This window comes from Arthrobacter sp. MYb224 (genome assembly GCF_002975455.1).
Taxonomy (GTDB): domain Bacteria; phylum Actinomycetota; class Actinomycetes; order Actinomycetales; family Micrococcaceae; genus Glutamicibacter.
This window is the reverse complement of the sequence record NZ_PCPU01000005.1, coordinates 14,265-41,230: the sequence shown is the minus strand read 5'-3', so window position 1 is coordinate 41,230 and position 26,966 is coordinate 14,265. Positions and strand designations below refer to the sequence as shown.

The 26,966-nt window shown below is 59.4% G+C and carries 25 protein-coding genes; 20 read left to right on the top strand and 5 right to left on the bottom strand.

The window, feature by feature from the left end; genetic code table 11:
* The first annotated feature begins 20 nt into the window (after window positions 1-20).
* Genes CQ017_RS10775 through CQ017_RS10765 form a run of 3 tightly spaced genes read left to right on the top strand, consistent with a single transcriptional unit; the run spans window position 21 to window position 2,979 of the window.
* Complete coding sequence (locus CQ017_RS10775; protein WP_105553712.1) at window positions 21-1,076, top strand: ABC transporter permease; 1,056 nt, start codon at window positions 21-23, stop codon at window positions 1,074-1,076.
* Complete coding sequence (locus CQ017_RS10770) at window positions 1,073-2,749, top strand: ABC transporter ATP-binding protein (RefSeq protein WP_105553711.1); 1,677 nt, start codon at window positions 1,073-1,075, stop codon at window positions 2,747-2,749. The genes CQ017_RS10775 and CQ017_RS10770 overlap by 4 nt, the downstream gene beginning before the upstream one ends.
* A gap of 41 nt (window positions 2,750-2,790) precedes the next feature.
* Window positions 2,791-2,979: a hypothetical protein gene (locus CQ017_RS10765; protein ID WP_096287322.1), complete on the top strand. Its 189-nt coding sequence runs from the start codon at window positions 2,791-2,793 to the stop codon at window positions 2,977-2,979.
* An 83-nt stretch (window positions 2,980-3,062) separates the two neighbouring features.
* Here the strand turns inward: CQ017_RS10765 and CQ017_RS10760 are convergent, their stop codons facing one another.
* Window positions 3,063-3,527: a GNAT family N-acetyltransferase gene (locus CQ017_RS10760; protein ID WP_096287320.1), complete on the bottom strand. Its 465-nt coding sequence runs from the start codon at window positions 3,525-3,527 to the stop codon at window positions 3,063-3,065.
* 71 nt (window positions 3,528-3,598) lie between these two features.
* Complete coding sequence (locus CQ017_RS10755; protein ID WP_096287318.1) at window positions 3,599-4,213, bottom strand: TetR/AcrR family transcriptional regulator; 615 nt, start codon at window positions 4,211-4,213, stop codon at window positions 3,599-3,601.
* 220 nt (window positions 4,214-4,433) lie between these two features.
* Between CQ017_RS10755 and CQ017_RS10750 the strand changes: the two genes are divergently transcribed.
* From CQ017_RS10750 to CQ017_RS10690, 13 genes are all read left to right on the top strand, one after another.
* The gene (locus CQ017_RS10750; protein ID WP_105553710.1) at window positions 4,434-5,588 is read left to right on the top strand and encodes an acyl-CoA dehydrogenase family protein; all 1,155 of its coding nucleotides are present in this window, start codon (window positions 4,434-4,436) and stop codon (window positions 5,586-5,588) included.
* 123 nt (window positions 5,589-5,711) lie between these two features.
* The gene (gene dxr, locus CQ017_RS10745; RefSeq protein ID WP_096287314.1) at window positions 5,712-6,935 is read left to right on the top strand and encodes a 1-deoxy-D-xylulose-5-phosphate reductoisomerase; all 1,224 of its coding nucleotides are present in this window, start codon (window positions 5,712-5,714) and stop codon (window positions 6,933-6,935) included.
* On the top strand, window positions 6,932-8,281 hold the full coding sequence (locus CQ017_RS10740; protein ID WP_105553709.1) for an RIP metalloprotease: 1,350 nt from the start codon (window positions 6,932-6,934) through the stop codon (window positions 8,279-8,281). The genes dxr and CQ017_RS10740 overlap by 4 nt, the downstream gene beginning before the upstream one ends.
* Before the next feature lie 23 nt (window positions 8,282-8,304).
* Complete coding sequence (locus CQ017_RS10735) at window positions 8,305-8,604, top strand: YciI family protein (RefSeq protein ID WP_096287310.1); 300 nt, start codon at window positions 8,305-8,307, stop codon at window positions 8,602-8,604.
* Window positions 8,605-9,136: 532 nt separating this feature from the next.
* Window positions 9,137-9,691, top strand: a complete 555-nt coding sequence (locus CQ017_RS10730) for an NADPH-dependent FMN reductase (RefSeq protein ID WP_096287308.1) — start codon at window positions 9,137-9,139, stop codon at window positions 9,689-9,691.
* A 130-nt stretch (window positions 9,692-9,821) separates the two neighbouring features.
* Window positions 9,822-10,988 carry a flavodoxin-dependent (E)-4-hydroxy-3-methylbut-2-enyl-diphosphate synthase gene (gene ispG, locus CQ017_RS10725; RefSeq protein WP_096287306.1) on the top strand — a complete coding sequence of 389 codons (1,167 nt, stop codon included), beginning with the start codon at window positions 9,822-9,824 and terminating at the stop codon, window positions 10,986-10,988.
* Window positions 10,989-11,049: 61 nt separating this feature from the next.
* A complete protein-coding gene (locus tag CQ017_RS10720) occupies window positions 11,050-11,829 on the top strand; it encodes a DUF4081 domain-containing GNAT family N-acetyltransferase (RefSeq protein WP_255248472.1) in 780 nt (259 codons plus the stop codon).
* Between the two features lie 194 nt (window positions 11,830-12,023).
* Window positions 12,024-12,725, top strand: a complete 702-nt coding sequence (locus CQ017_RS10715; protein WP_146112473.1) for a hypothetical protein — start codon at window positions 12,024-12,026, stop codon at window positions 12,723-12,725.
* 71 nt (window positions 12,726-12,796) lie between these two features.
* Window positions 12,797-13,531, top strand: coding sequence for a hypothetical protein (locus tag CQ017_RS10710; protein ID WP_105553707.1), 735 nt, complete (start codon window positions 12,797-12,799; stop codon window positions 13,529-13,531).
* A 76-nt stretch (window positions 13,532-13,607) separates the two neighbouring features.
* A complete protein-coding gene (locus tag CQ017_RS10705; protein ID WP_105553706.1) occupies window positions 13,608-14,342 on the top strand; it encodes a hypothetical protein in 735 nt (244 codons plus the stop codon).
* A 123-nt stretch (window positions 14,343-14,465) separates the two neighbouring features.
* Entirely contained in the window at window positions 14,466-14,876 is a 411-nt protein-coding gene (locus CQ017_RS10700; protein WP_105553705.1) for a hypothetical protein, read from the top strand.
* A gap of 182 nt (window positions 14,877-15,058) precedes the next feature.
* The gene (locus tag CQ017_RS10695) at window positions 15,059-16,846 is read left to right on the top strand and encodes a proline--tRNA ligase (RefSeq protein ID WP_105553704.1); all 1,788 of its coding nucleotides are present in this window, start codon (window positions 15,059-15,061) and stop codon (window positions 16,844-16,846) included.
* A gap of 48 nt (window positions 16,847-16,894) precedes the next feature.
* Window positions 16,895-17,701 carry a TSUP family transporter gene (locus tag CQ017_RS10690; RefSeq protein ID WP_105553703.1) on the top strand — a complete coding sequence of 269 codons (807 nt, stop codon included), beginning with the start codon at window positions 16,895-16,897 and terminating at the stop codon, window positions 17,699-17,701.
* A 489-nt stretch (window positions 17,702-18,190) separates the two neighbouring features.
* Here the strand turns inward: CQ017_RS10690 and CQ017_RS10685 are convergent, their stop codons facing one another.
* From CQ017_RS10685 to CQ017_RS10675, 3 genes are all read right to left on the bottom strand, one after another.
* A complete protein-coding gene (locus tag CQ017_RS10685; protein ID WP_105553702.1) occupies window positions 18,191-18,919 on the bottom strand; it encodes a response regulator transcription factor in 729 nt (242 codons plus the stop codon).
* A 16-nt stretch (window positions 18,920-18,935) separates the two neighbouring features.
* Window positions 18,936-20,186, bottom strand: a complete 1,251-nt coding sequence (locus CQ017_RS10680) for a sensor histidine kinase (RefSeq protein WP_105553701.1) — start codon at window positions 20,184-20,186, stop codon at window positions 18,936-18,938.
* A gap of 339 nt (window positions 20,187-20,525) precedes the next feature.
* Window positions 20,526-21,587 carry a hypothetical protein gene (locus CQ017_RS10675; protein ID WP_141393561.1) on the bottom strand — a complete coding sequence of 354 codons (1,062 nt, stop codon included), beginning with the start codon at window positions 21,585-21,587 and terminating at the stop codon, window positions 20,526-20,528.
* A 164-nt stretch (window positions 21,588-21,751) separates the two neighbouring features.
* Between CQ017_RS10675 and rimP the strand changes: the two genes are divergently transcribed.
* The 4 genes from rimP (at window position 21,752) to infB (ending at window position 26,955) form a co-directional block, all read left to right on the top strand.
* Window positions 21,752-22,318, top strand: a complete 567-nt coding sequence (gene rimP, locus CQ017_RS10670; RefSeq protein ID WP_096287286.1) for a ribosome maturation factor RimP — start codon at window positions 21,752-21,754, stop codon at window positions 22,316-22,318.
* A gap of 2 nt (window positions 22,319-22,320) precedes the next feature.
* Window positions 22,321-23,304 carry a transcription termination factor NusA gene (nusA, locus tag CQ017_RS10665; protein WP_096287284.1) on the top strand — a complete coding sequence of 328 codons (984 nt, stop codon included), beginning with the start codon at window positions 22,321-22,323 and terminating at the stop codon, window positions 23,302-23,304.
* A gap of 172 nt (window positions 23,305-23,476) precedes the next feature.
* Complete coding sequence (locus CQ017_RS18560) at window positions 23,477-23,797, top strand: YlxR family protein (protein ID WP_096287282.1); 321 nt, start codon at window positions 23,477-23,479, stop codon at window positions 23,795-23,797.
* Window positions 23,798-23,964: 167 nt separating this feature from the next.
* Window positions 23,965-26,955, top strand: coding sequence for a translation initiation factor IF-2 (gene infB, locus CQ017_RS10655; RefSeq protein ID WP_105553700.1), 2,991 nt, complete (start codon window positions 23,965-23,967; stop codon window positions 26,953-26,955).
* The last annotated feature ends 11 nt before the right edge of the window (window positions 26,956-26,966 follow it).

The following is a 26,966-nucleotide window of genomic DNA, read 5'->3' as shown; positions in this document are numbered from 1 at the left end:
TGGGACATTAAGGACAAGCGATGAGTAACACCAACGACAAACTGCCAGAGAACGTCACCTCCCTTGCAGAACTGGAGGATGCGAAGCTTGCCCGCCAGGCCGAAGATTCAAAAAGCCAGGGGCGCATCGTTATTGGGCGCTTCCTCAAGCACAAGCTCGCCATGACCTCCAGCATCATTCTGGTCTTCATTACCGTGATGGCCTTCAGCTCGGTGGGCTGGGGAGTATTTCCGGGCTGGTGGGATAAGTCCTACCTCAACGCCGGTAGCGTGATCGATGGCGGCAAGCCAACCTTGAGCTTGGTCCCCACGTGGCTCGGCGGCGAAGGAATCCGCTGGGGGGAGAACCCCTTCGGGCAGGACTCCATCGGTAAGGACTACTTCGCGCTGGTGATGACCGGAACCCAAAAATCGATCATCATCGGAGTGGTCGTCGGCGTGGTATCCACCTTCCTCGGAGCGGTCATCGGCGCGATCGCCGGATACTTCCGCGGCTGGGTCGATGAGGTTTTGATGCGCATGACCGACCTGTTCATCGTGATCCCGCTGCTGGTGCTGGCCGCAGTGCTTGGCCAGCTTGCCGGCGCGACCTCCGGCTCGATCATCACCTTGGCCCTCGTCTTGGGCTTGGTGACCTGGACCGGTCTAGCCCGACTGGTCCGCGGTGAGATCCTCAGCTTGCGCGAACGCGAATACGTGGCGGCGGCCCAGGCCATGGGCTCAAAAACCTCACGGGTCATTTTCAAGCACCTGCTGCCTAACACCATCGGGGTGATCGTGGTCAACGCGACCTTCGCCATTGCCGGCGCGATCCTGCTCGAATCCGCCCTGTCGTATCTGGGCTTCGGCGTACAACCGCCGGAATCCTCGCTGGGCCTGCTGATCAGCCAGTACCAGAATGCGTTTACCTCACGTCCGTGGTTGTTCTGGTGGCCGGGCATGATCATCGTCGCCATCGCGCTGAGCGTCAACTTCCTCGGCGATGGTCTGCGAGATGCCTTCGATCCACGCCACACCGGCAAGCGCCGCCGCCGGGCAGGGCTCTTTGCCCTGCCAACCCGTAAGGAAAAGCCATGAGCACCGAAGCAACAGAAGACTATGCACTGAGCTTCAATGACCTGAAGGTCACCTTCGAAACCGCCGGACCCGACGTCCACGCCGTCAAGGGGCTATCCCTGGCGGTACGCCCGGGCGAAGTCGTGGCGCTGGTCGGTGAATCGGGGTCCGGGAAGTCGGTGACCTCCACCGCGGCCATGGGCCTGCTGCCGGAGAACGCCCAGGTCACCGGCGTCGCCAAGATAGGCAATGTCAACGTGGTAGGACTGGAGGCAGGCAAGATGCGTAAAATGCGTGCCACCGACATTGCCATGGTCTTCCAAGAACCCATGACGGCGCTGAACCCGGTGCTGACCATCGAACGCCAGCTGACCGAAGCGCTCGAGCTGCACGACGTGGCCTATGGCAAGGAAGCCACCGACCGCGCCATCGAGCTGCTGACCATGGTGGGCATCCCAGATCCCGCCAAACGCATTAGGCAGTATCCACACCAGTTCTCCGGTGGCCAACGTCAGCGCATCGTGATCGCCATGGCGATCTCCTGCGAACCGAAGGTGATCATTGCCGATGAGCCGACCACCGCACTGGACGTGACCGTGCAGGCCGAAATCCTGGACCTGCTCCGGGAACTCAAAGACCGGCTGAATACGGGAATTCTGCTCATCACCCACAATATGGGTGTCGTGGCAGATATGGCCGATCAGGTCGCGGTGATGTTCCAAGGAAACCTGGTGGAGACCGGGGATGTAAAGCAGGTGCTGCTGCACCCGCAACACGAATACACCCAACGCCTATTGTCTTCCGTGCCGCGCCTTTCGCGAGTGAGCGTAGAAGAGCCCGCACCGCGCAGCGAACCGATCGCGCAGGCCGACCGCGAGCTGGTCTTGGAAGCCAAGGACCTGATACTGGAATACGACATGCGCGGCACCGTCTTCCGGGCGGTGGAAAACGTCAGCTTCGACGTCGCCAAGGGCGAGGTGCTCGGCATCGTGGGCGAATCCGGTTCGGGCAAATCGACCATCGCCAAGGCGGTGCTCGGCCTGCTGCCGGTGGCCTCCGGAACGCTGTCGGTCAAGGGCCATAATCTGCCCAAGCTCTCACCGCGCCAGGCGCGCCAGGTGCGCAAGCAGATCGGGGTGATCTTCCAGGACCCGGCCGCTTCGCTTAATCCGCGATTCCCCATTGGCGATTGCATTACCGAGCCCATGGTGGTGCATAAGGTCGGCAGCAAGACCGAGCGGATCAAACGTGCGCAGGAACTGCTGGATGCGGTGAAGCTGCCGCGAAATGTCATCAACCGCTACCCGCACGAGCTTTCCGGCGGCCAGCGCCAGCGTATCTGCATTGCCCGTGCCCTTACCTTGAATCCGGAGTTGTTGATCGCCGACGAGCCGACCAGCGCGCTGGACGTCTCGGTGCAGGCGCTGGTGTTGGAGATGCTCCAGGAGTTGCAGCGCGATTTCAACTTCGCCTGCCTATTCGTCAGCCATGATTTGGCGGTTGTCGATATGCTCGCCGATTCGGTTGTGGTGATGCAAAACGGCAAGTCGGTGGAGCAGGGGCGCGTAGATACCGTGCTGCACGCACCGTCCCACGACTACACGCGCAGGTTGCTGGCCGCCGCTCCGGTGCCGGATCCGATCGAGCAGGCGGTGCGTCGTGAAGCGTGGCGGACCTTGAATTCCACGAAGTAGTCCGCGGGAACCGGGCCGGCCAAGGAAGCGGGGCGCAAGCCATGGATCTGGTATCGATCCTGATTATGTCCGCCGTCATCGCCCTCTGCGCGCTGCCGTTCATCGTTGGCGCCTATCGCAGCCTGGATCGCAAGGCTACTGACTTTGACCATAGCGATGAGCAGACGGCCAAGGCGTTGCGGGATGCAAGAAAAGATATTGATCGAGGCAAGGGCTATTACGGGCCTTGAAACCCCGATAGATCAGCATTAAACAGCTAACCGCAGTTCACACGTCGTCGGGTGAACTGCGGTTAGCTGTATTTAGGCGACTGTTAGTCGTCGAGCTGGAGAACGATCTCGGTGACAACCGCGGCACGGGCGTTCGAGAAGATCTGCTCGGTGCCTACCTGCTTGAAGCCGCGACGTTCTAGGACCTTGAGCGAACCTAGATTGTCCTGCACCACGTGTGCGGTCAGCGGACGCTTAGTGAACTCGGCCAGGAACGCGTCCACAGCGCTGGTGGTGATTCCCTTGCCCCAGAACTTGGTGGAGGTCCAGAAATTGATCTCGGGCTTCGAACCGTCAAAGACCAAAATGGAGCCGGCAACGTCGCCTTCGTGCTCGATAGTGCGAACCAGTACCGACTCATCGTTGAGGATTGAGCTCCAGTGATGATCGAATACGGCCCGGTCCGAAGGGTTGCGGGCCTGATAGGCCGCCATCAGGTTCGCCTCGGGTTCCTGCTGGTGAGCAAAGAAGGCGTCCAAGTCGGAAGGGCGGACTTCACGTAGTTGCACGGTAAAGGCCTTTCTTTCGTGAGGTGGTACGCGCCCGATTGAACGCGCCCAGAATAAGTGGGACTTAGTTTCTAGACTACCGGGGATGTGAGAGCCGCGAGTGCCATATTGGAGAGCAACGGCTTTAACCCGGATTTCTTGGTGCGTGGTGAGTGCGCCGAGTGTGCGGTGGAGTTCAACAGGCCAAAGACCGCGTGTGCCCTAAAGCGATGCGACTGCGGGCTTCCGGTGGGATGCATTTGGGCCAGCTGCTCGGTCCACAACGCAATGTAATTATTCTGAAGTTTTCGGACTAAGGCGAGTTCGGCCTTCGGGAGCGACTTCAAGTCGCGGTCCTGAACCTGAAGGATGTCTGGTCGAGAGAGGGAGAAATCGGTATGGAAATCAACCAGTCGGGACAACACCTCCAACGGCTTGCCGCCACTCTCTGCGGCCTTCAGACCGCCGGCGTAGATGTCCTTAGACATATCTACCAGCAAAGCGATGAGGAGCGCCTGTTTGCCGGCAAAATGCCGGTACACGGCAGGCCCCGAGATGCCGCAGGCGGCTCCCAGATCTTCTAAGGAAACACCGGCGTAACCGTGCAACGCAAAGAGCCGTGTCGCTTCGCGCAATAGCGCATCACGGCGTTCGGCCTTGGCACGCTCGCGTTCGGTTGGCTCAGTGAGCGATTGATATCTGCTCAATGCATTTACTCCTTCGAAAACCCCGTCCAACTATGGACAACTATGAAGTACGCCACTAGTGTCAAAATGTAGCTGGACATACACAGTTAATAGAAATTAACCATACGCGCCGGACGGTCAGCTTCCAAGATATGGCCTCCGCGTCCAACATGGCCCGCCATCGATCATTGCGTCAAAAACGCAAGGACGGTGTGGACAACCTCGAAAGAAGAGAGTGCCCGTGATTGATCTCGAACTCGACGAACTGTACCAAGACCTGGTCGACGTCGTCCGTGAATTTGCCCAGCAAGTCGTCGCGCCGGTCAGCGCTAAACACGATGCGGAGCACAGCTTCCCCTATGAAGTTGTTGCGCAAATGGGGGAGTTGGGCCTGTTTGGATTGCCGATCTCCGAGGAATACGGCGGATCTGGCGGCGACTACTTCGCTCTGGCCCTCGCGCTGGAAGAACTTGGTCGAGTCGACCAGTCGGTAGCCATTACCTTGGAGGCAGGTGTCTCACTCGGGGCGATGCCGATCTTCCGTTTCGGAAATGAGGAACAAAAACAGCGTTGGCTGCCAGATCTCGCCGCCGGCAAGAACCTCGCAGGATTCGGACTGACCGAGCCCGGTGCCGGATCTGACGCATCGGCCACGAGAACCAAAGCAAAGCTCGAAAATGGCCAGTGGGTTGTCGACGGTTCCAAAGAATTCATCACGAACTCGGGAACAGACATCACTTCGCTTGTCACGGTCACCGCGGTGACCGGAGTCAACGAGGCCACCGGCAAAAAAGAAATCTCCACGATTATCGTTCCATCGGGTACCGAAGGATTCACCGCGGAACCGGCTTACAACAAGGTCGGCTGGCATGCCAGCGATACCCACCCACTGAGCTTCAACGGTGCCCGAGTCCCCGAAGAGAATCTCCTCGGCGAACGCGGACGCGGATATGCCTATTTCTTGGAGATCCTTGACGAGGGTCGTATCGCCATCGCGGCTCTTGCGACCGGCGCCGCCCAAGGCTGTCTGGATGAGGCGGTAACCTATGCGAAGAACCGACAGAGCTTTGGCTCTTCAATCGGCAAGAACCAGGGAATCTCATTCATGATTGCGCGCATGGCTTCGCGCGTCCACACCGCGCGCCTTGCCTATTACGCGGCCGCGGCCAAAATGCTTGCCGGGAAAGACTTCAAGATCGAAGCAGCCCACGCCAAGCTCGTCGCCAGTGAGGCGGCCATGGACAACGCCCGGGACGCCACCCAGATTTTTGGTGGCTACGGATTTATCAACGAATCATTGGTGGCTCGCCACTATCGGGATTCAAAGATCCTGGAAATCGGTGAAGGCACTACGCAGGTTCAGCTGATGCTGATCGCCCGCAGCCTCGGGCTGTAAAGGCTCAATCCATAATGAGCCGGGCCGGCGCGCTGCTGAGCTTCAGACTTGCTCGCCGGCACGGCTTGGCTTGAGCGCGCCGGTTGATCTGCACTTTGGGAGCTCACAGATATAACGGCCATAATGGGGTGGGTGAGCATCCAATCTTCTTTTAAAACTGCGGACCATCCGCGCCGTGTCACGCTGATCGGTTCTACCGGATCCATTGGCACCCAAGGCCTGGATGTCATCAAGAATGCCCCGGAGCAATTTAGCGTCGCGGCACTGAGCGGTGGCTACAATCTCAAGCTCCTCGCCGAACAGGCAGTCGCCTTCCGCCCGGACCTCGTGGGCGCGGCGGTAGAGAGCAAAGATGAACTCGCATCCGCGATCGCGCAGGTGGCGCAGGACAAAGGCGTAGGCGACTACTCCCCGGAACTCCTCGCAGGGCCGCAGGCCGCCGCGCAGATCGCTGGCTATATGGAATCTGATGTGGTGCTCAACGGCATTACCGGCGCCATCGGATTGGAACCGACCATCGCGGCGTTGAAGGCCGGACACCTGCTCGCGCTGGCGAATAAGGAATCGCTGATTATCGGCGGCCAGGTCGTGAAGCAGATTGCCGCACCCGGGCAGATCTCTCCGGTGGACTCCGAGCACTCAGCTCTTGCCCAAGCCCTGCGCTCGGGCACCCCGGAGGAAGTCTCCAAGCTGATTGTCACCGCCTCCGGTGGACCATTCTTCGGATATAGCTATGAGCAGCTACGCGAAGTGACCCCGGCACAGGCGCTAGCCCACCCAACCTGGGATATGGGGCGGATGGTCACCACCAACTCTGCGACCATGGTCAACAAGGCGCTAGAAGTCATCGAAGCCCACCTGCTCTTTGATGTGCCGCTGGAGCGTATCGAACCTCTGGTGCACCGCCAGTCGATAGTGCATTCGATGGTTGAGTTCATCGACGGTTCGGTGATCGCCCAGGCCTCGCCACCGGATATGCGGTTAGCGATTGCCTTGGGCATCAACTGGCCGCATCGCGTGGCCGGAGCCGCGAAACCCTGTGATTTTTCCACCGCCGCATCGTGGACCTTCGAACCCTTGGACGAATCGGTCTTTACCGCGGTGAAATTGGCGAAGCAGGCCGCTGCCGCCTCCGGCACCCATATGACCGTGTACAACGCGGTGAACGAAATTGCGGTTGACGCCTTCCATGAAGGCAAGATCCGCTTTACCGACATTGTTGAAACCATCGACCGGGTGTTGGAAGACTATACCCCGGTGAACGCCGAGCTTTCGGCGGAGCTAGTGCTAGAGACCGATCGGTGGGCGCGCGCCCACGCAATCTCGTTGCTGAAGGAAAAAGCATGAGCGTATTAATGTTCCTTGGCGGTGTCCTGTTCATGGTCGTCGCCATCGGGCTGTCCATTGCCTTGCACGAGGTCGGGCACCTGCTTCCGGCCAAGAAATTCGGACTGCGCGTCCCGCAATACATGATCGGTTTTGGCAAGACGATCTTTTCGGTCAAGCGTGGCGAGACCGAATACGGGCTGAAGACACTTCCGCTGGGCGGATACATCTCAATGGTGGGCATGTACCCGCCGCGCGCGGCCAGCAAAGCCGGCGCGACGCAGAAGAAGCCGAGTTTCTTCGACAAAGTCTTCGGGCAAATGGTTGACGACGCCCGCTCGCAGGCCAATGAGAACGTGGAAGCCAGCGACGAAGGCCGGCTGTTCTATCAGCTGCCCATCTATAAGCGCATCATCATCATGCTCGGCGGACCCTTCGTCAACCTGCTGCTCGGGTTCCTGCTGATCGGCGTGGTGATCACCGGTTTTGGCGTGCCCACGGCGACCACCACCGTCTCCGAGGTGTACCAGTGCATCGCGAGCGCCGAAAATTCTGAGGCGACCGAATGCACCGCCAACGACAAGGAAGCTCCGGCCTACGCCGCCGGGTTGCTCCCGGGAGACACCATCACCGCCGTCAACGGCGCCCCGGTGGCGCACGATGCCTGGTATGAACTCACCGGTGTGATCCGTGACCACCCGGGGGAAAGCATCGCCCTGGAATATGAACGCGGTGGCATCATGCATGACACCACGCTGACGCCCTATCTGACCGAACGGCCGGTGCTGGATGCAGATGGCTATCCGGTGATCGACGAGAACGGCGCCATGAAAACCGCGCAGGTTGGGTTCGTCGGGATGGGCTCGCAGGAGAAAAACATTTCCCAGCCGGTCACCGAAATTCCCGGCGTGGTGGGGGACCAGCTGCTGAACATCGGCAACGTCATACTGCACCTGCCCCAGCGCATGGTCGACGTAGCACAGGCCGCCTTCGGTACCGAGGAGCGCGACCCGAACGGTCCGGTCTCCATCGTTGGTGTGGGACGTATCGCCGGTGAAATCAATGCTCATGAGGGCATCGAAATCAATGACAAGATCGCCTCGTTGCTCTCGCTGGCCGGTGGACTGAATCTGGCGCTATTTGCCTTCAACTTGATTCCCTTGCTGCCGCTGGACGGCGGGCATGTGATCGGTGCCCTCTACGAGGGACTGAAGCGTACCGTAGCCCGGATCTTCGGAAAAAAGAACATCGCTCCGGTGGATACCATCAAGCTGTTGCCCCTCACCTACGTAGTCGTTGCTGCGATGCTGGTCATGGGCGGGCTCTTAATATACGCAGACATCTTCAAACCAATCACGATCTTCTAGGCCTGGCGAAATAAGCTGTAGCCATGACTGTTTTTGCTGTTGAATACACCTATGCTCAGGACTCGACCGAACTGCGCAACGAACACCGTCCGGCGCACCGCGCATACCTCGGTGAGTTCCTTGGAGAAGGCTCGGTTCGTCTTCTCGCCTCGGGTCCCACCCCGGCAGCCGACGGTGCTTTGCTCATTTTTGTAGCTGAGGATAAGTCCGCCCTCAATGAGGTGTTGGCCAATGATCCATTCAGCAAGGTCGGCGCGCTAGAGCAGACCGACATCACCGAATGGAACCCGGTCATGGGCCTGCTTTCGCAGTTCGCCTCCTAAAAAGTCAATGCTTATCGACCCCGACCGCAGGCCTTGGCTTTGTGGCCGGGGATTTCATTGATTCGTTGAGCGACAAGATCGCAATGAATTTTGGCCTTCGCGGCCGCCGCTAATTGAGTTGCAGCTTCAATTTATGCGTAAGTATCCATCGTTTATTAGCGCCGCCTCTTTGCCGCACAATATTTGGCCAGGTGAGAAAGCGAGGGGTGAGCGTCGCTTGTGGCGCCGAAGAGCGAGTGGGCATTGGTATGCAGGCCAACTTCAGAGGGCGGCGGGAGCATGACCTATCGGCGCGAAAAGAAGAGCAAGAAGCGATATTGCCGCTGTTGACTGAATTGGACTAATCGGGATTGAGCAGCCGCGGCTTGACCGCTGGCTGGTTGGTGCACGCGCAGCTATGGCCCAGGAGTTCTCACGAGTGTGCCCTAAGTCATATCTTGTGGCGGAATTGAATCTTCTGATCACTCGTTGGAGTAGATGAAGCGTCAGCTTTGTCTACTTATTGATTCACTAAATACAGGAGAAGCACAATATGGCAACAAAGGTCATTACTCTGGTCGGTTCCCTGCGCGCTGGTTCAACCAACCAGCAGTTGGCAGAAGCTACCGCGCTGAACTCCCCAGAAGGCGTTGATGTGAGCGTGTACTCGGGCCTTGACAGCCTGCCGTTCTACAACGAAGACCACGATGTTGAAGGCGGTGTGCCTGCGGCGGCACAGGCATTGCGCGATGCAGTTGGCGCGGCGGATGCGCTGCTGCTGATCTCCCCTGAGTACAACGGCACCATGCCAGCCGTTCTCAAAAACGCCATCGACTGGCTCTCGCGCCCGTTCGGTGCTGGCGCTGTGAAGGACATGCCATCGGTTGTCATCGGCACCGCTTTCGGCCAGTACGGTGGCGTATGGGCTCAAGACGAAGCCCGCAAGGCGCTGAACATTGCAGGGGCAAACGTCCTTGAGAACGTCAAGCTCTCCATCCCCAACTCGGTGGTTCGCTTCGCCGAAACTCACCCGAAGGATGACGCTGAAGTTGCCGAACAGGTTGCCGAAGTGCTGGGCAACATCCGCACCGTTGCAGAAGCCAACTAAGTAACTTTTCTTGAATCTGTGATGAAAAGCCACGGCGCTCGTCGTGGCTTTTCTCGCATCCTTACCAATAGCACGCCAGACGGTGCGATACTTGATATAGAAATACCTACAATCACTTCGGAGGCATCCATTGACTTCGGTCAAACTCGGCATGCCGGCGGCACCACCGCCGGTAATCACTCCACGTCGTAAGACCCGTCAGTTTAATGTTGGCAATGTGGGCATCGGTTCGAACTCGCTTATCAGCGTGCAAACGATGACCACCACCAAGACGCATGACATTAACGCAACCTTGCAGCAGATCGCCGAGGTGACGGCCGCCGGTTGCGATATTGTGCGCGTCGCTTGCCCGACCGATAAAGATGCCGAAGCCTTGCCGATCATCGCGATGAAATCGCAGATCCCGGTCATCGCCGACATCCACTTCCAGCCGAAGTACGTATTCGCTGCGATTGAGGCCGGCTGCGGTGCCGTCCGGGTGAATCCAGGCAACATCCGCAAATTTGATGATCAGGTTAAGCAAATCGCTCAGGCTGCCAAGGATCATGGCACCTCGATTCGTATCGGCGTCAACGGTGGTTCGCTGCACCCGAAGCTACTGAAGAAGTACGGCAAGGCAACCCCGGAGGCACTCGTAGAATCGGCCATCTGGGAAGCTTCGCTGTTCGAAGAACATGGCTTTCACGACTTTAAGATTTCAGTCAAGCACAGCGACCCAGTCATCATGGTCCGCGCCTACCAGCTCTTGGCTGAGTCCGGCGACTGGCCATTGCACCTCGGTGTTACCGAAGCCGGCCCGACCTTCCAAGGCACCATCAAGTCCTCCGTTGCCTTCGGCTCACTGCTCTCACAGGGCATTGGCGACACCATCCGCGTCTCCCTTTCGGCTCCACCGGTCGAAGAGGTCAAGGTTGGTAACCAGATCCTCGAATCCTTGAACTTGCGTCCCCGAAAGCTGGACATCGTTTCCTGCCCATCCTGTGGTCGCGCTCAGGTGGACGTCTACACGCTGGCCGAAAAGGTCACCGCCGGACTAGAGGGCATGGAAGCCCCGCTGCGCGTTGCGGTGATGGGCTGTGTTGTTAACGGCCCGGGCGAAGCACGAGACGCCGACCTCGGCGTAGCCTCCGGTAATGGCAAGGGGCAGATCTTCGTCAAGGGTGAAGTTATCAAGACCGTCCCCGAGGACCAGATTGTCGAAACCCTTATTGAAGAAGCTAATCGTTTAGCTGAAGAAATGGATCTTGGCGATGACGAGAATCCTGCCTCGGGTTCTCCCGTGGTCTCCGTCAGCTAGACAGAGCCCGCCCGGGGAAGTGCGGGTCTTGGGACGTAGAGATACTGCGGCCCTACTCGCATTGCTTGATCAAGACCCCGTAGCTAATATCTTTACCCGGTCGCAGCTTGCTCTGCACCGTTCCGCCGTTCCGGATGGTTTTGCCCACCTGCTCGGCATTAACGGTGAAGAAGGGCTGGAATCGGCATGCTGGGTGGGCGCAAATATTGCGCCCACCGCCATGAGCGCTGAACATGCGCGCGCCTATGCTCAGCAAGCGCTGGAGACGCGCCAACGTTTCGCTTCGGTTTTTGGCCCAGCCGAGACCGTGCTGGCGATGCAAGATGTCCTTGCCTCGGGACCCCAGACATTCTTCGACGTCCGTGAAAATCAGCCATTGATGACTATTGCGCACCAGGCGAATATCACGCCGATTGAGTCTCTGCGCGTGGCGACCTTGCAGGACTTCAACCTTGTCTTGCCTGCTAGTGCTGCAATGTTTGAAGAAGAACTTGGATACTCGCCGTTGGACAGTGGCGGTGGATATTACCGAACCCGGGTGCGTCAGTTGATTCGCGAAGGGCACACCGTGATCGACGTTGACGAGTACGGCGAGATTATTTTCAAGGCGGATCTTGGAACCGTCACCACTTCGGTAGTTCAGATCCAAGGTGTTTGGATTAGCCCCCGCTATCGCGGACAGGGACTTGCCGCCGGATATATGGCAGCCACGGTTGACTATGCGCTGCGATTTGCGCCGGTTGTGAGCTTGTATGTGAACAATTACAACGAGCCTGCCATTCGGTCCTATGAACGGGTGGGATTCGAGCAGGCTGGAACGTTCGCGACGATCCTTTTCTAGTACGTCCAGAGATCTGACGCGCGCAGTTGTCGACTGCAGGTTGCTCATTGCCGCAAATCCTCGTGTCGGACCAGAATCGTCTCATCAAGAACTGGTAGAAAACGCGGCGTTTGTGCACGGCATGCCTCGGGCTCAGAGGCCATAATCCGCCGAGAACGGTGCGCAATCTTCTAGACTCGAGCACAGTAACTATCGTGACAGGAAAATCTGTGGCTCTTGCCAATTGCTCTAAAACGTACCTCGCCTCGGCGCTTTGCCTCGCGGCGCTCCTGCTTAGCGGTTGCAGTACCCCGTCTGTTCCCAATGAGGCAACGGCGGGAAGCGCACTGCAGATCAACGCCGATGAACTTGAAAAGCAGCTCAAGGAATTCGTCAAGGACGATTCCAAGGCGAAGATCATATCGGATTCGCAATTGCGCAAAAGTATCCCCGAAGCACAGGCCTGGATTGAGGGATTGAAAGTTTCGCCAAGTAAATGCGGTGTTACCTTCGCCGCTCCGGTCACCGAACAACTTGCCAAGGCCAAGATGTCGGCGGTGGAGTTTGAAGATCGATATCTGACGGTTGCGGTCTATCAAGACGAAGAAGCATTGCAGGCCCAATGGGAAAGCGAAGCTAAGGCGAGCGCCGACTGCGCACGATATTCGGTGACCATCAACGGGAAAACTCTCGCCTACCATTTGGCGAAACAACCAACTAAAACAATGGCGCCGTTCAATGACGCCTATGTGGTGACCAGTAGCGATGGCTCACAAACGCAACAGCAACTCATGGTGCGAGCGGCACAGGGCAACGTGATGGTCGGTATCCAGCAACAGACGACTGCAGAGCAAACGCAAGAGCGCCTCCAAGACGCTTCGGAACGAATCGACGCGTTGTTCGCCGAACTTGAGTAGCACCTCGGGGCTGCGAATTTCCAGCATTTCTAGCCAGGCTTGGAGCCGTGGCGCATTCTAAGGATTGATCTATGACCAAGCGTTCCCTCTGGCTGCTACCTCTGGCTGCAGCCCTGATTCTCACTGGCTGCTCGGGAAGCGATAATGCTGATCCGGTAACGGCGGAGTCGAGCCCCGCGCCGTCCCAGAAGCAGGATCAAACAAGCGGGGCATCGCTCTCCGCAGATCAGGTCAAGGACGTGGTCACGAAGCTTGTGGGCGAGGACTCTACTGCGCAGATCTTGGACAACGAGGTGATGAAACCCCAGTTGGAGAATGCCAAGGCCATGGAAGGCAGCAACGGGATCAAGCCGGAGAAGTGCGCCAAACAGCAAGAAGAGTACACCGTCACGGACCTGACCGGCACAGTGGCGGCATCTGCAACGGTCCAGGGGGACTCCACGGGCAAAGTGATCCAGATATTCTCGATCACCGATGCACAGACCCGGAAAAATATCTCTGAGGCTCTGAAGCTGTCCGACATCGAAGGATGCGAATCGATCAGCGTGAGCGTCTCGGGTCAGGAAGTAAACACGGACCGACAGATATTGGACCTTGACTCAACCGCAGACCAGGCGCTGACGATGGCCACGCAAATGAAGGTTGGGGCGGACGAGTACCTGAATTCGGTCGCGGTGCAGGCTCTCGAAGGCAATAATTTCGTTCTGGTGACATTTTCCAGTGGAACCGTGGAAGCACCCTTGCTCGCGGGAGAAGCGATGAAGCTGGCCGATCAAGCGTTTGCCGAAATCAAATCGTTGCAATAATTAGGCCTTGGGCTTTTATTTCTAACCATTATTCAAATACAGTGGAAGCAACACCATTCAACGTGAGGACTGAATCATGAAAAAACGTTCACTTTGGTTGCTTCCGCTTGCAGGGGCGCTGGCGCTGACCGGTTGCGCGGACTCGGGCAATGAGGCCCCGGCGGCATCGGATGAGGCGCAAGCCTCGGAGCAAGCCCCGGCAGCGGAGCCTTTGAGTTCCGCAAAGGTAAAGGAAGTCGTAGAAAAGTTAGTAGCCGATGAATCCGGCGCGCAGATCATCGACGGTGCTGCGATCGCAGAGTCTCTGCCACAGGCGAAGGAACTGGTCAAAGGCATGAACATCGAGCCTGCCAAGTGCGCGGAACTGGTCGCGCAGCAAAGCTCATGGGACATCGAAGGCATCAATATGGCCGTTGCCACCGTCGCGGGCGCGGAGGCCGGTGAGTCAACCAGCTACAGCGTTGCATCCTACGAGGACGACGCAAAGCTATCCGAGATCAAGAAGACCGTCGAGGCCAAGGATCTGCAGGGCTGCGACAGCTTCTCCATGGAAATGCAGGGAATGAAGCTCAACGCTTCGGCTGAAATGCTTGAAGCCACCTCGGACGCCGAAGTGACCACGGCAACGAAGACGAGCATCAGCATGGAAGGCACCGAGGTGCCGATGGGAAGCTACACCGTTCAGGGTCTTGTCGGCCCCAATGCGGTGTCCATTTCCTACTCCGGTGCGGTTGAGGATGAGCAGGCTAAAATCGACGAGCTGGTCAAGGAGCTCAACGTCGCAGTTGCAGAGTTGGAGAAGGCTCAGTAACGCGAGATTTTTCACCATTCGCCGCCTGCTTCCATTCTGGATGCAGGCGGCGTTGCTGTATGCCAGCTCGACATATACCTTGTGCACTTGCGAATCCTCGTGTGCGCGCGAGAGCATGGGGGGATGGCCACGATTGCAGACATTCGAGTAATAGCAGCAGCGCTGCCTCAGCTCGAGGAAGGCATTAGTGGATATGGCAGCGGAGCGAAGTGGTCGGTGCCCCGCGGCATGGTCATCTGGCGGCGACCGCTGGGGAAAGCTGACACGAAAAGACTCGTTGATCAGGGGCAATCTGTCCCGCAAGGCGAAATCTACGCGGTGCGCACCGCCTCGGAGATTGCCAAGAAAGAACTGATTGATGCTTTCGGAGAACTATTCTTTGATATTCAGCATTTGACCGGGACCGACATTGTGTTATTCCATTTAGAACACATCAAGATAGATCAGCTTCGTGAAGTGATCATCGAAGGGTGGTTGGCGAGAGTTTCGAGCACGACGGCCAACGCCTGGAGAGAAACCCTCCCAGGGCAGTAGTTTTTCTATTGCGGTAAGAATCACGGTAGTCTCCACAGCCTTAGGAATACTAGGGTTTTGCCTATAGAGGTTAGGATTGTGGAAGGCTATTTTTAGGCCAATTACACATCAGATTTTGCATAGCTGAGTCGACCTCCAGTGGCACACCATGGACCGGCGACTTACGGAAAAGGACGCCCCGCGTGGTTTTGAAGCTTTCCACCCTGTTCCTGCGCACCTTGCGCGAAGATCCGGTTGAAGCAGAAGTAGACAGCCATAAGCTGTTAGTTCGTGCCGGATACATTCGCCGCGCAGCACCGGGCATTTATACCTGGCTGCCACTGGGCTTGAAGGTGCTTGCTCGCGTAGAAGCTATTGTTCGCGAAGAAATGAACGCCATTGGTGCTCAGGAAGTTCATTTCCCGGCACTGCTGCCACGCGAGCCTTACGAACAGACCGGACGATGGACTGAATACGGCGAAGGCCTTTTCCGCCTGCAGGACCGCAAGGGTGCGGACTACCTGCTTGCTCCAACGCACGAGGAAATGTTCACCTTGCTGGTCAAGGACCTGTACTCCTCGTACAAGGATCTTCCTGCCTACCTGTACCAGATCCAGAATAAGTACCGCGACGAAGCACGTCCGCGCGCAGGCCTGCTGCGTGGCCGCGAATTCATCATGAAGGATTCGTACTCCTTCAACATCGATGACGAGGGTCTCGACGAAGCCTATGACGCACACCGCGGCGCGTACCTTCGTATTTTCGAGCGCCTGGGCCTAGAAGTCGTGCCAGTGTTCGCGCAGGCAGGTGCCATGGGTGGCTCGAAGTCCGAGGAATTCTTGCACCCAACTGCCATCGGCGAAGACACCTTCGTGCGTTCGCCAGGCGGCTACGCGGCCAACGTTGAGGCGGTCACTACCGTCGTTCCCGAAGCAATCGATTTCAGCGACGCTCCGGCATTCGAAGTCCTCGATACCCCGGAGACCCCAACCATCGAGACGCTGGTCGCCGCCGCCAACGAGCTGCGCCCGCGCGCCGAAGGCGAATGGGCTGCGGCCGACACGCTCAAGAACGTCGTCGTCGCGGTCATCGACCCCGAAGGAAACCGCCACGTCGTGGCCATTGGAGTGCCGGGGGACCGCCAGGTCGACCTGAGGCGCGCGCAAGCAACCATCGGCATGGCCCTGGACATCAGCGGCGAAGTGCTGGTCGAAGCGGCCAGTGCCGAAGACCTCGCCAAGCACCCAGAGCTGATCGCCGGCTACATTGGCCCAGGCAACGGACTGGACCAGCAGGTGCTGGGCTCCGAAGCCTCCAGCGGGATCACCTACCTGGTTGATCCGCGCGTGGTCTCCGGCTCCAGCTGGATCACCGGCGCCAACGAAAAGGGCAAGCATGTCTTCGGCCTGGTGGCCGAGCGCGACTTCTCCTTCGACGGCACCATCGAGTCGGTTAATGTGCGCGCAGGTGACCCAGCTCCGGACGGCTCCGGCCCGCTGCGTGCCGAACGCGGTATCGAAATGGGACACATCTTCCAGCTCGGCCGTAAATACGCGGCAGCCTTGGATCTCAAGGTGCTGGACAAGAACGGCAAGCTCTCTGTGGTCACCATGGGTTCCTACGGTATTGGCGTTACCCGTGCGGTAGCAGCCCTCGCCGAGGCCTACCACGATGAAAAGGGCCTTGCCTGGCCAAAGCAGGTCGCCCCGGTCGACATCCACATTGTCGTGACCGGCAAAGGCGAAGAGCTGCTGGCAGCGGGCGAAAAACTAGCCAAGGAATTCGAAGCCAAGGGCATGGAGGTTATCTTCGATGACCGTGCAAAGGTTTCTGCCGGCGTGAAGTTCTCCGACGCAGAATTGATCGGCGTGCCAACCATCGTTGTGGTGGGCCGCGGGCTAAGCGACGGAGTGGTTGAGGTCAAGGATCGTGCCACCGGCGAGCGTCGTGACGTTGCCGTTGCCGACGTGGTGGAAGAGCTGACCGCGTAAACTGCCGGTAGCTTTTCACAAGCAATAAATGAATAGAGGTGCAGCGCGGTGCCGGAGATTCTCTCCTTCTTGTCACTTGATGGTGTTGAGTTCAGCTGGACGTCGCTGATCCTGCTTTTACTGGCAGGGTTTGCGGCCGGTTGGATCGATGCAGTTGTCGGTGGCGGTGGACTGATCCAGTTGCCCGCGCTGCTTCTCTTTCCCGGAATGAGCCCAGTACAGGCCCTGGCCACGAATAAGCTGGGTTCCATTTTTGGAACCGCCACCAGCGCGATTACCTACTACAGGCGGACCAGCCCGGACCTGAAAACGGCAATCCCCATGGCCCTGATGGCCATGGTTGGTGCCTTTGGTGGTGCAGCCATTGCCACGATTCTGCCCGAAGAAGCCATCCAGCCAATCATTATCGCCGCGTTGGTGGCGGTGCTTGCCTTCACAATTTTCAAGCCCAAAGCCGGAGAGCTGAGCAAGCTACGCTACCGGGGCAGCGGGCACTACCTGCGGGCGGTAGCGATCGGACTGATCATCGGCGGCTATGACGGCATGATTGGTCCGGGTACCGGATCATTTTTGATCATCGCTATGGTCACGGTGCTGGGGTACAACTTCTTGCAGTCCTCGGCCAAAGCGAAGATCGTCAACCTAGCCACCAACTTTGGCGCCCTGGTGTTGTTCATTCCGGCTGGGCACGTGGTTTTCGGGTTGGGGTTGGCCATGGGATTGATGAATATGGCCGGCGGCTACCTCGGTGCCCGCATGGCGATTTCCAAAGGCAGCAAATTCATCAGGATCATTTTCGTGATCGTGGTGTGCGCACTGATCATCAAACTCGGTTCAGACATGATCTTTGCCTAGGGGCACAACGATTCCCGGGAAACGGTCCAGCGAAAGGCAGCCAGCCTGGTTAGAATCATCGCCTTTCCGAAACCGAACACCGGCTTGCCGCGGTGGTTGGCGGCGGCCAATTGCCCAACGTGGGCCGGGCGGATTAATGCATGCCCTTTAACCACGAATTGCCGGTTCGCTTGGACTGCGAGCCGGCAATTCCTGGAGGCAATGTCCCCATACTGCCTTACCTAGAATCAACATCAATCAGCCTTGACCCATCCCCATAGGCCGGGCGCATTAAAGAAGCTGAGCTTTTGGATTTGCCCCAAAAGCTTTCTCCCTAACGCAGGTTCCCAAAAAGGCTGACCGTCATCTAGGACGTCATACGGTGGCAGCAACCGCTCCCACCAGGCCACACCCTCGAAGCGCTGAGGGATTGCTGTGGCGTTAGTTCTAGGATCTCAAATTGAGGTTCTGCCGTCGTCATACCTGCACGGTATCTTTCTCTGGAAACTTTCAGTTTCGTCCCGGGATCTTGTCATCGGCACGGCTGAAGCCCGAGCGGTACGCCAAGGCCACAGCCGAAGCGCGGTCCCGGGAGCCGGTCTTGAAGAGGATTCGGGCCACGTGAGTTTTGACCGTCGCCTCGCTGAGCACCAGCAGGTCTCGGATCTCCTGATTGGACAGGCCCGCGGCCACAAGTCGCAGGACTTCCTGTTCTCGAGGAGTCAGCAGCTCCGTGATGTCCGGCAAGTCCGAGGAGCTCATGTGCAGGCGCTGCACGAGCCGGGTGGCAGCCGTCGCATCCAGCCAGGTTTCACCCGCCGCCACCCGCCGAATCGCGGCCGCGATCTCGTTGGGCAAGGCGTGTTTCAGCAGATATCCACTGGCACCGGCCTGGAGCGCCTTGACCACTACCTCCTCATCATCAAAGGTAGTCATAATCAGCACCCGGACCAGCCGGTCCTGGTTCTCCCGGGTTTCACGAACCAGCTGCTTGGTCGCCTCAACCCCGTCGATCCCAGGCATGCGCACATCCATGAGCACCACGTCGGGGAGGTGCTTGCCAGCAAGTTCAAGAGCTTGGGGCCCCGAGCCCGCCTCGCCGATCACCGAGAGGTCAGGCTCGGCGGAAAGCAACATGGAAATGCCGGCCCGGACCATTGGCTGATCATCCACTATGAGGATGCGAATTCTGGAACTCGCATTCGGGCCGTGGGCGGTGGGTTCTGGGTCTGCGATCATCGTGTTGACGCTCCACTCACAAATCATCCGACGAGCTGTTATGGCCCGAGCCTAGTTCAGTTCGCACGGGCAGAACCGCTTTGACGAGAAAACCGCTATCGGTAGGACCGCTGACTAGTGTTCCTCCGCAGATAGTGACGCGTTCGCGCAAGCCCAGCAGCCCGAACCCGCCCGAGAGGCCCGACTTTTCGATGATTCCGGATAGCGAACGGATGGATACTGTCAGCTCTTCGGACTCCCAATGGGTTTCGACGTAGGCTTTGGCGCCTTGACCGGCGTGGCGCATCACATTTGACAGGCCCTCTTGGACTACACGATAGGCAGCGTGTCCGACGCTTGGATCGAGCGGACGCTCGGGGCCGGAAATAGACTCGTGGATTTCGACCCCCGAAGTTCGCGCCGCCTGGATGAGCTCGGCAAAGTCGGAGATTCCGCGCGGCGGAGAATCTGGGGCGTCTCCCTCGCCGCGCAAGAGTCCCAGCAGGCGGTGTAGTTCGCGGATGCTCTGCTCCGCGGTCTGCTGCATATCCGCGAGTGCCGCATCCAGGTCAATTTCGCGCGACTTGGTGCGTTGCACCGCCCTCAGGCCAGCGGTCTGCAATACGATCGCCGTGAGCGAGTGCGCCACAGAATCATGCAGGTCGCGGCTGATACGCAGCCGCTCCGTCGTGGTGGCTTCTTCGCGGGCACGAATTGCCCAAGCACGTTCCGTGCGCAGCGTGCGCTCATAGCTGGCCAATGCCACGCCCGAGCCCCACACCGCGAGAACCAGCAGCGTGAAGACGGCCGCGCTGGGGAGAACCGTCGTGAGGTTACCGATGACTTGCAACTTCGTGGAAACCAACGAGGCGGTCAGTATCGGGATGGCTGCGCCGATCAGGGCCAGATATGCCCTGCGTCGCGGCAAGCGCCGGGCCAGGTAGAAAACGGCAATGAGGAACCCGACCATCAAGGTCGGTGCCATGGGGTCGATGAGGCAGCCGGTGCTCAGCAAGATCATCGTGTAGTAGCCAAGGATCGGCGAGCGGGTCATCACGAAGGTGGTGTAACCCAGAGCAGCAACCGTGATGATGATCCAGGATGGAATTGTCCCTGCATAGCCCCCGGGGTTCCTTGCGGACCAGACGATCATCTCGAAGATAAACCCGGCGATAGCAACGAACAGGCGTTGGACCAGATCTTTGCCTGGCACCAGCGTGGCTACCCGGACGCCGCTTGCGGTGCCGCGCGGGGAATGCGCCTGTCCTGAGGGCGTGGAGAAACTCACCGTGGAATCCTTTGGCGGGATGCAGCGTAGTCTGAGCCGGTAAAACCGAGGCCGCAAGGGACGTCCATTAGCCGACTACCTGAGGCTTCGCAGTAATTGCGAGGGTTCCTCGCGACCGAGTGCCGGTCCACCAGAGGATGATGCCAGGCGTCAAAAGGACTGCGAGCGCCTGGCTGCCGAAAATTCCACCGGGGGAATCAAACACTGGGAACTCCTCAGAATCTGTGCGGTTGAATGTATCTTGTCACACACGGCGATGCGGGCACATCATTCTGAGCAGGTACGTTTTCGGCCGCTGAATCGTTCAGACCCAGGCGTGCAGGTAATACCTGGCGAGTATTACTCGCTGGCGTTCAGCAGTTCTGGATCTAGTCCACGTTGGCGCTGCTCAATCAGAACCTGCCAGGTCGTTTCGGCCAACGTGCCTTGCGCGCTGTCCTTCGCGGCACCCGAGGCAAGAGCTAGCGCTTGAACAAAATCGTCCTCGGCTTCTGTGGCCAGCGAACCGAGCTCATTGAATCCGTCCTCGGGCAGAACATAGGCCGACTGGCGTAGGTCCGCACAGTCGCCTGGCAGCACCGAGCGCACCTTGCGCAGTTCGGCATTCAACATCGTGCGGCGCTCTTCGATCTGCGCCGCATCCGCGTTGGCTCCGCGCGCAGCCTGCAATTGCAGGATGTAGTCCAATGCATAGCCGCGGTCCAGCGCCCGGGCCACCCGTACGTCATCATGCAACGCCGGATCGGAAATCGGGGTTTCCGCGTCTAGGAGCTTCAGATCCCTGAGGCAACCCACAGGTTCCCCCTCGGCTTCGCCCTGCCCGGAGAGCAGCGGGGCGGGCAGCTGATCCACCGACTCCTGCTTGGCTACGGTGCGTAGCGCGCTGCGCGCTTCGAGATTTGTTTGGAAGGCCAGCTGCGTCAGCGCGGGTGCCAGCGGTGCCTGCTCTTCGGGGATGGCCGGCATATGGGTGCTCAGCTCGGCAACCTGTTCGGCCAGTTTGGAAACCGCCTCGGGGCTGAAGCTTTGCGCCAACGGCTCCGCTGGCTGATCCTCGAAACTCAACTGGCCAACCAGCCGCGAGCCATGAGCCAAGGTGGCGCTCAATTCGCTCAGGGCGCCGGCGCTGTCCGAGCCTGCCAGCGCGGCCAACGCGTCGGCCTGGGAGGCGAGTTGCGCCAGGGTTGAGCCGTACTGCCACAGCTGGAGCTGCGCTTCGGAACTTCCGCGGATTTCCTCCGGCAGGCCACGATCTTCCAACGACCCTCGAAAGATGCTCATGCCCACACCCCAGGTGAGGCCAGCGCATAGAACTCCGGCTAGCAGCGGTGCGATCCAGCCCGGTGCGCGCCTGGCTTTTGGGGTGCGTCGGGTGGGTTGCGGTGTCGAGTTCTCAGTCATGGCGATTCGATCATGCCATGAAGTTGCGGGCTAAGCCCGGTTCAAACGCGCTGAATGCGCGAATTGCGCGTGAGTTCTTTCACCTGTGCCCATTAAGCAGTTCTCATCTTGCGTGCGTGCATATACCCTTAAAGGACAACATCGAATAACGTGGGAGGATATCCATGACCGCTAAGCCGGCTGATACCGAACAAGAGGCACAACGGTTGACGACCGTGCTGGAGAAGGAAGTGGAATCCCACGGGCTGGTGCTGGAAGAAGTCTCTGTCCGCCCTTCGGGAAAGCAGATGACCGTGCAGGTCATCGTCGACAAGGCTGACGGCACCCAATCGGTGATTTTGGACGAACTTGGTGAAGTAACTACCACCATTTCTAATGCCTTGGATCAGGACGCCAAGTACGCGTCAGTAGATCCATATGAACTCGAAGTAAGCTCCCCAGGTCTTTCGCGCCCACTGACGCTGAATCGTCACTGGATCCGTGCGAAGAACCGGATGGTGAAGTTTAATCTCTCCGACGGCAGCAAGCTGCGTGGCCGGCTGACCGAGGTCACCGACACCGAGGTAGTCATTTCCGTGCACCACGAGCCTGCCAAAAAGGGCATGAAGGTCAAGGTCGACGAACCGAAGACCTTCGCCCTGGAAGATATCCGCAAGGCAGTCGTTGACCCGGAAATCAATTTCGACGACGCGCTATTTGAAAACATTGATAACGAAGATTTGGAGGGCTAGGCATGGATATTGATCTCGATGCGCTACGCATCCTGGAAAAAGAGCGGGACATCCCGATGGATGTGCTGATCCCTACCATCGAGTCGGCACTGCTGCTGGCCTACAACAAGACCGACGGCGCAATGCCCGGTGCTCGCGCTCATATCGAGCAAAGCAATGGACATGTGGCAATCCTCGTCGAGGACCGCGATTCCACCGGCGTGCTGCTGGGCGAATTTGATGACACCCCGCACGGTTTCGGCCGCATTGCCGCGTCCACCGCACGTCAGGTGATCATGCAGCGTCTGCGCGAAGCCGAAGACGCAGTGGTCGTGGGGGAGTACTCCTCCCGCGTGGGCACGCTGATCTCCGGCGTCATCCAGCAGGGCCACTCCTCGCATATGGTCCAGGTGAATATCGGTGAGGTCGAGGCACTGCTTCCACCGCCCGAGCAGGTTCCAGGCGAGCGTTACACCCATGGCAGCCGCTTGCGTTCCTATGTGGTCTCCGCCGAACGCGGTACCAAGGGCCCGGCAATCACCTTGTCGCGTTCGCACCCGAATCTGGTTCGCCTGCTGTTCGAAATGGAAGTTCCAGAGATCGCAGACGGCACCGTCGTGGTTGAGGCCTTGGCCCGCGAAGCAGGGCACCGCACCAAGCTTGCGGTGCACGCCACCCAAGCCGGAGTGAACGCCAAGGGCGCTTGCATCGGTGAAATGGGTACCCGCGTGCGTGCGGTGATGAACGAGTTGAACGACGAGAAGATCGACATCGTTGACTACAACGAGGATCCGGCCAAGTTCATCGCTGCCGCTTTGTCCCCATCGAAGGTCGTCTCGGTCGAAATCCTCGACGAGGACGAGCGTCGCGCTCGTGTAGTCGTGCCGGACAGCCAGCTGTCTCTGGCCATCGGCAAGGAAGGCCAGAACGCGCGTCTGGCCGCCAAGCTGACCGGCTGGCGCATCGACATCATTGCCGCATCCGGTGGCAAGGAACCACAGTTCTAATTTTGAGCAATTCCTGATCCCGGTCAACGGGAGACGGAAAATAGATTTGCCTAGCACGTTTTTTGGCCTCGGCGTACATGTGATCTGGACCTCACGCGTGCGCCGAGGTCTAAACGCGCTAGACTAGTAGTTGGCTCGTTGACAAGTTGTGGAAGGTGAGGATGGCGCTCGCATGAAACTGCATCAGCAACGTACGTGCATTGGCTGTCGAACCATCACTTCTCAAGATGAGCTACTCCGTTGGGTTTTGAATCAGGACTCACCGCTGCGCGGTGTGCATCTGGATCTTTCGGGCTCCGCCGCAGGGCGGGGTGCCTGGACCCATGGAACCGAAAAGTGTGTGCGGCATGCTGTGCGACGCAAGGCATTTTCCCGAGCTTTTAGAAGTTCGGTTGATGACTCCTGCGTGGCACAGCAGTTCGCCGCATACGAAGATCAGTCGGCAACGGGCCGGCTATCTGGCAATCATGATGAAAGCGGGTCAGAAATCTGATGGCAACCCGATGAGTCCGCTAAGTTGAGCGCACAACGATGAACAATCGGTTTTGCGTGATCCACCGTGCGGCGGAAGAATTTCACGAATTACAACGCTGATCAGCCAGAACACCCAAGTCTTATTGAACCCGGGGTTCTAGCCGATCGCATCGACACAGGAGAGATGTGGCTAAACCCCGCGTTCACGAGCTCGCTAAAGAGCTCGGAATTACTTCAAAAGAAGCCCTAACTAAGTTGCAGGATATGGGCGAATTCGTTCGCTCTGCTTCCTCAACCGTTGAACCTCCGGTAGCGCGCAAACTGCGCGATGCCTTCCCAGGTTCGGCAGCCCCAGCCAAACCAGCAGGCTCGACCCCAGCACCACGTGCTGGCGGTCCAAAGCCAGGCGCTAAGCCTGCGGCCAAGCCAGCTGCCACCCCGGCTACCCCAGCAGCTAAGGCTCCGGCGGCCCCAGCTGCTAAGTCGCCAGCTGCTCCGGCGGCTCCAGCCGCTCCGGCGGCAGCAGCACCAGCGGCCAAGGCTCCCGAGGCGGACGCCCCGGCAGCCAAGGCTCCGGCAGCCCCGGCCCCGGGCGGTCCACGCCCAGGTCCAAAGCCGGCACCCAAGCCAGCTGGCGCCCCACGCCCCGGCAACAGCCCGTTCTCCTCACAGCAGGGAATGCGCGGCGGCGATGAACGTCGTGGTTCCCGCGACGGCGGCCAGAACCGTGCACCACGCCCACAGGGCGCCGGCGCAGGAGCTCCACGTCCAGGCGGTCCACGTCCGGGCAACTCGCCATTCTCCGCACAGCAGGGAATGCGCGGCGAAGGCGGCCAGGGCGGTCCACGTCCAGCAGGCCGAGGCCCACGCCCCCAGGGTGCTGGCGGTCAAGGTACCGGCGGTCCGCGTCCACCACGTGATGGTGCACCAGCACGCGGTCCACGCCCACAGGGTGCCGGCGGACAGCGTCCGGCCGGCCAGGGCCAGGGCGGTCCACGCCCAGCAGGTGCCGGAACCGGTGCACCACGTCCGGCAGGTGCCGGCGCTGGTGGCGCAGGCGCCGCAGGTGGCGCAACTCCACGTATGATGCCTAACCGCACCGATCGTCCGGCTCCAGCAGCCGGCGGTCGTCCGGGTGCCGGCGGTCGCGGTCGTCCAGGTGGCGGCGGCGGTCCAGGTGGCGCTCCGGGTGCCGGTGCAGGCGGCGGCGGATTCCGTCCGGGCGCTCCACGCGGCCGTGGCGGCGTTGGCGGTGCCTTCGGTAAGGGCGGCGCCGGACGCGGCAAGCAGCGCAAGTCCAAGCGCGCCAAGCGCCAGGAATTGGAGCAGATGAGTGCTCCAAGCCTGGGCGGCGTCAACGTTCCACGCGGCAACGGATCCTCCGAGATCCGCCTGCGCCGTGGTGCGTCGATCACCGACTTCGCCGATAAGATCGGCGCAAACCCGGCAGCACTGGTCACCGTGCTCTTCCACCTGGGAGAAATGGCTACCGCCACCCAGTCGCTGGACGAGGCGACCTTCGAGGTCCTCGGTGCAGAGCTGGGCTACAAGGTCCTGGTCGTCTCCCCGGAGGACGAGGACAAGGAACTGCTCGAAGGCTTCGGCCTGGACCTGGATGCCGAACTTGAGGCTGAAGGCGAAGCCGAGCTCGAAGAGCGTGCCCCGGTCATCACGATCATGGGCCACGTCGACCACGGTAAGACCCGACTGCTGGATGCAATCCGCAAGTCGAACGTCACCGAGGGCGAGCACGGCGGCATCACCCAGCACATCGGTGCCTACCAGATCAACCACGAGCACGAAGGCCGCGACCGTGCGATGACCTTCATCGATACCCCGGGCCACGAGGCGTTCACCGCCATGCGTGCCCGTGGTGCCGAGGTCACCGACGTTGCAGTGCTGGTTGTCGCAGCGGATGACGGCGTCATGCCGCAGACCGTTGAGGCGCTGAACCACGCACAGGCTGCCGGCGTGCCGATCATCGTCGCGGTCAACAAGATCGACAAGGAAGGCGCCAACCCTGACAAGGTCAAGGGCCAGCTGACCGAATACGGTCTGGTTCCCGAAGAATACGGTGGCGACACCATGTTCATCCATGTCTCGGCGCTGCAGCGCGATGGTATCGACGAATTGCTCGATGCCGTGCTGCTGACCAGCGACGTGCTGGAACTGCAGGCGAACCCTGACAAGTCCGCCCGCGGTGTAGCCATCGAAGCGAACCTGGACAAGGGCCGCGGTTCGGTTGTCACCGTGCTGGTGCAGTCCGGTACCTTGGCAGTGGGCGACACCATGGTTGTGGGCACCGCCCACGGCCGTGTGCGTGCCATGTTCAACGAAAACGGCGAGAACCTCGACGTGGCCCTGCCGTCGCGTCCGGTTCAGGTCTTGGGCATGTCTTCGGTGCCACGCGCCGGCGACGGCTTCCTGATCACCGACGACGAGCGCACCGCACGCCAGATCGCCGACAAGCGCGAAACCGCAGAGCGCAACGCCATGCTGGCTAAGCGCCGCAAGCGCATCACCCTGGAAGACTTCGACCAGGCTGTGGCAGATGGCAAGATCGATACGCTGAACCTGATCCTCAAGGGCGATGCCTCCGGTGCTGTCGAAGCACTGGAAGACTCGCTGATGAAGATCGACGTGGGCGACGACGTGCAGCTGCGCGTGATCCACCGCGGCGTCGGTGCGATCACCCAGAATGACGTCAACCTGGCAACCGTTGACAATGCCATCATCATTGGCTTCAACGTGCGTCCGGCAGAACGCGTGGCAGACCTGGCCGATAAGGAAGGCGTTGACATGCGCTTCTACTCGGTCATCTACTCCGCAATCGATGACATCGAAGCTGCCCTGACCGGCATGCTGAAGCCAGAGTACGAGGAAGTTGCCCTGGGCAGCGCCGAGATCCGCATGGTCTTCCGCTCTTCGAAGTTCGGCAACATCGCAGGTTCGATCATCCGCTCCGGCACCATCAAGCGAAACACCAAGGCACGCCTGGTTCGCGATGGCAAGGTAGTGGGCGACAACCTGAACATCGATTCGCTGCGCCGCGAAAAGGACGACGTCACCGAGGTCCGCGAGGGCTTCGAGTGTGGTATCGGCCTTGGCTCGTTCAACGACGTCAAGGAAGGCGACATCATCGAGACCTTCGAGATGCGCGAAAAGCCACGAGCTTAATCCTTAGATGA

Coding starts and splice junctions, on each gene's coding strand:
- CQ017_RS10770 (WP_105553711.1), top strand. CDS start 1,073: ATGAGCACCGAAGCAACAGAAGACTATGCACTGAGCTTCAATGACCTG.
- dxr (WP_096287314.1), top strand. CDS start 5,712: ATGGGGTGGGTGAGCATCCAATCTTCTTTTAAAACTGCGGACCATCCG.
- CQ017_RS10730 (WP_096287308.1), top strand. CDS start 9,137: ATGGCAACAAAGGTCATTACTCTGGTCGGTTCCCTGCGCGCTGGTTCA.
- nusA (WP_096287284.1), top strand. CDS start 22,321: ATGGATATTGATCTCGATGCGCTACGCATCCTGGAAAAAGAGCGGGAC.
- rimP (WP_096287286.1), top strand. CDS start 21,752: ATGACCGCTAAGCCGGCTGATACCGAACAAGAGGCACAACGGTTGACG.
- CQ017_RS10675 (WP_141393561.1), bottom strand. CDS start 21,587: ATGACTGAGAACTCGACACCGCAACCCACCCGACGCACCCCAAAAGCC.
- CQ017_RS10705 (WP_105553706.1), top strand. CDS start 13,608: ATGAAAAAACGTTCACTTTGGTTGCTTCCGCTTGCAGGGGCGCTGGCG.
- CQ017_RS10735 (WP_096287310.1), top strand. CDS start 8,305: ATGACTGTTTTTGCTGTTGAATACACCTATGCTCAGGACTCGACCGAA.
- CQ017_RS10775 (WP_105553712.1), top strand. CDS start 21: ATGAGTAACACCAACGACAAACTGCCAGAGAACGTCACCTCCCTTGCA.
- CQ017_RS18560 (WP_096287282.1), top strand. CDS start 23,477: ATGAAACTGCATCAGCAACGTACGTGCATTGGCTGTCGAACCATCACT.
- CQ017_RS10765 (WP_096287322.1), top strand. CDS start 2,791: ATGGATCTGGTATCGATCCTGATTATGTCCGCCGTCATCGCCCTCTGC.
- CQ017_RS10710 (WP_105553707.1), top strand. CDS start 12,797: ATGACCAAGCGTTCCCTCTGGCTGCTACCTCTGGCTGCAGCCCTGATT.
- CQ017_RS10685 (WP_105553702.1), bottom strand. CDS start 18,919: ATGATCGCAGACCCAGAACCCACCGCCCACGGCCCGAATGCGAGTTCC.
- CQ017_RS10700 (WP_105553705.1), top strand. CDS start 14,466: ATGGCCACGATTGCAGACATTCGAGTAATAGCAGCAGCGCTGCCTCAG.
- CQ017_RS10740 (WP_105553709.1), top strand. CDS start 6,932: ATGAGCGTATTAATGTTCCTTGGCGGTGTCCTGTTCATGGTCGTCGCC.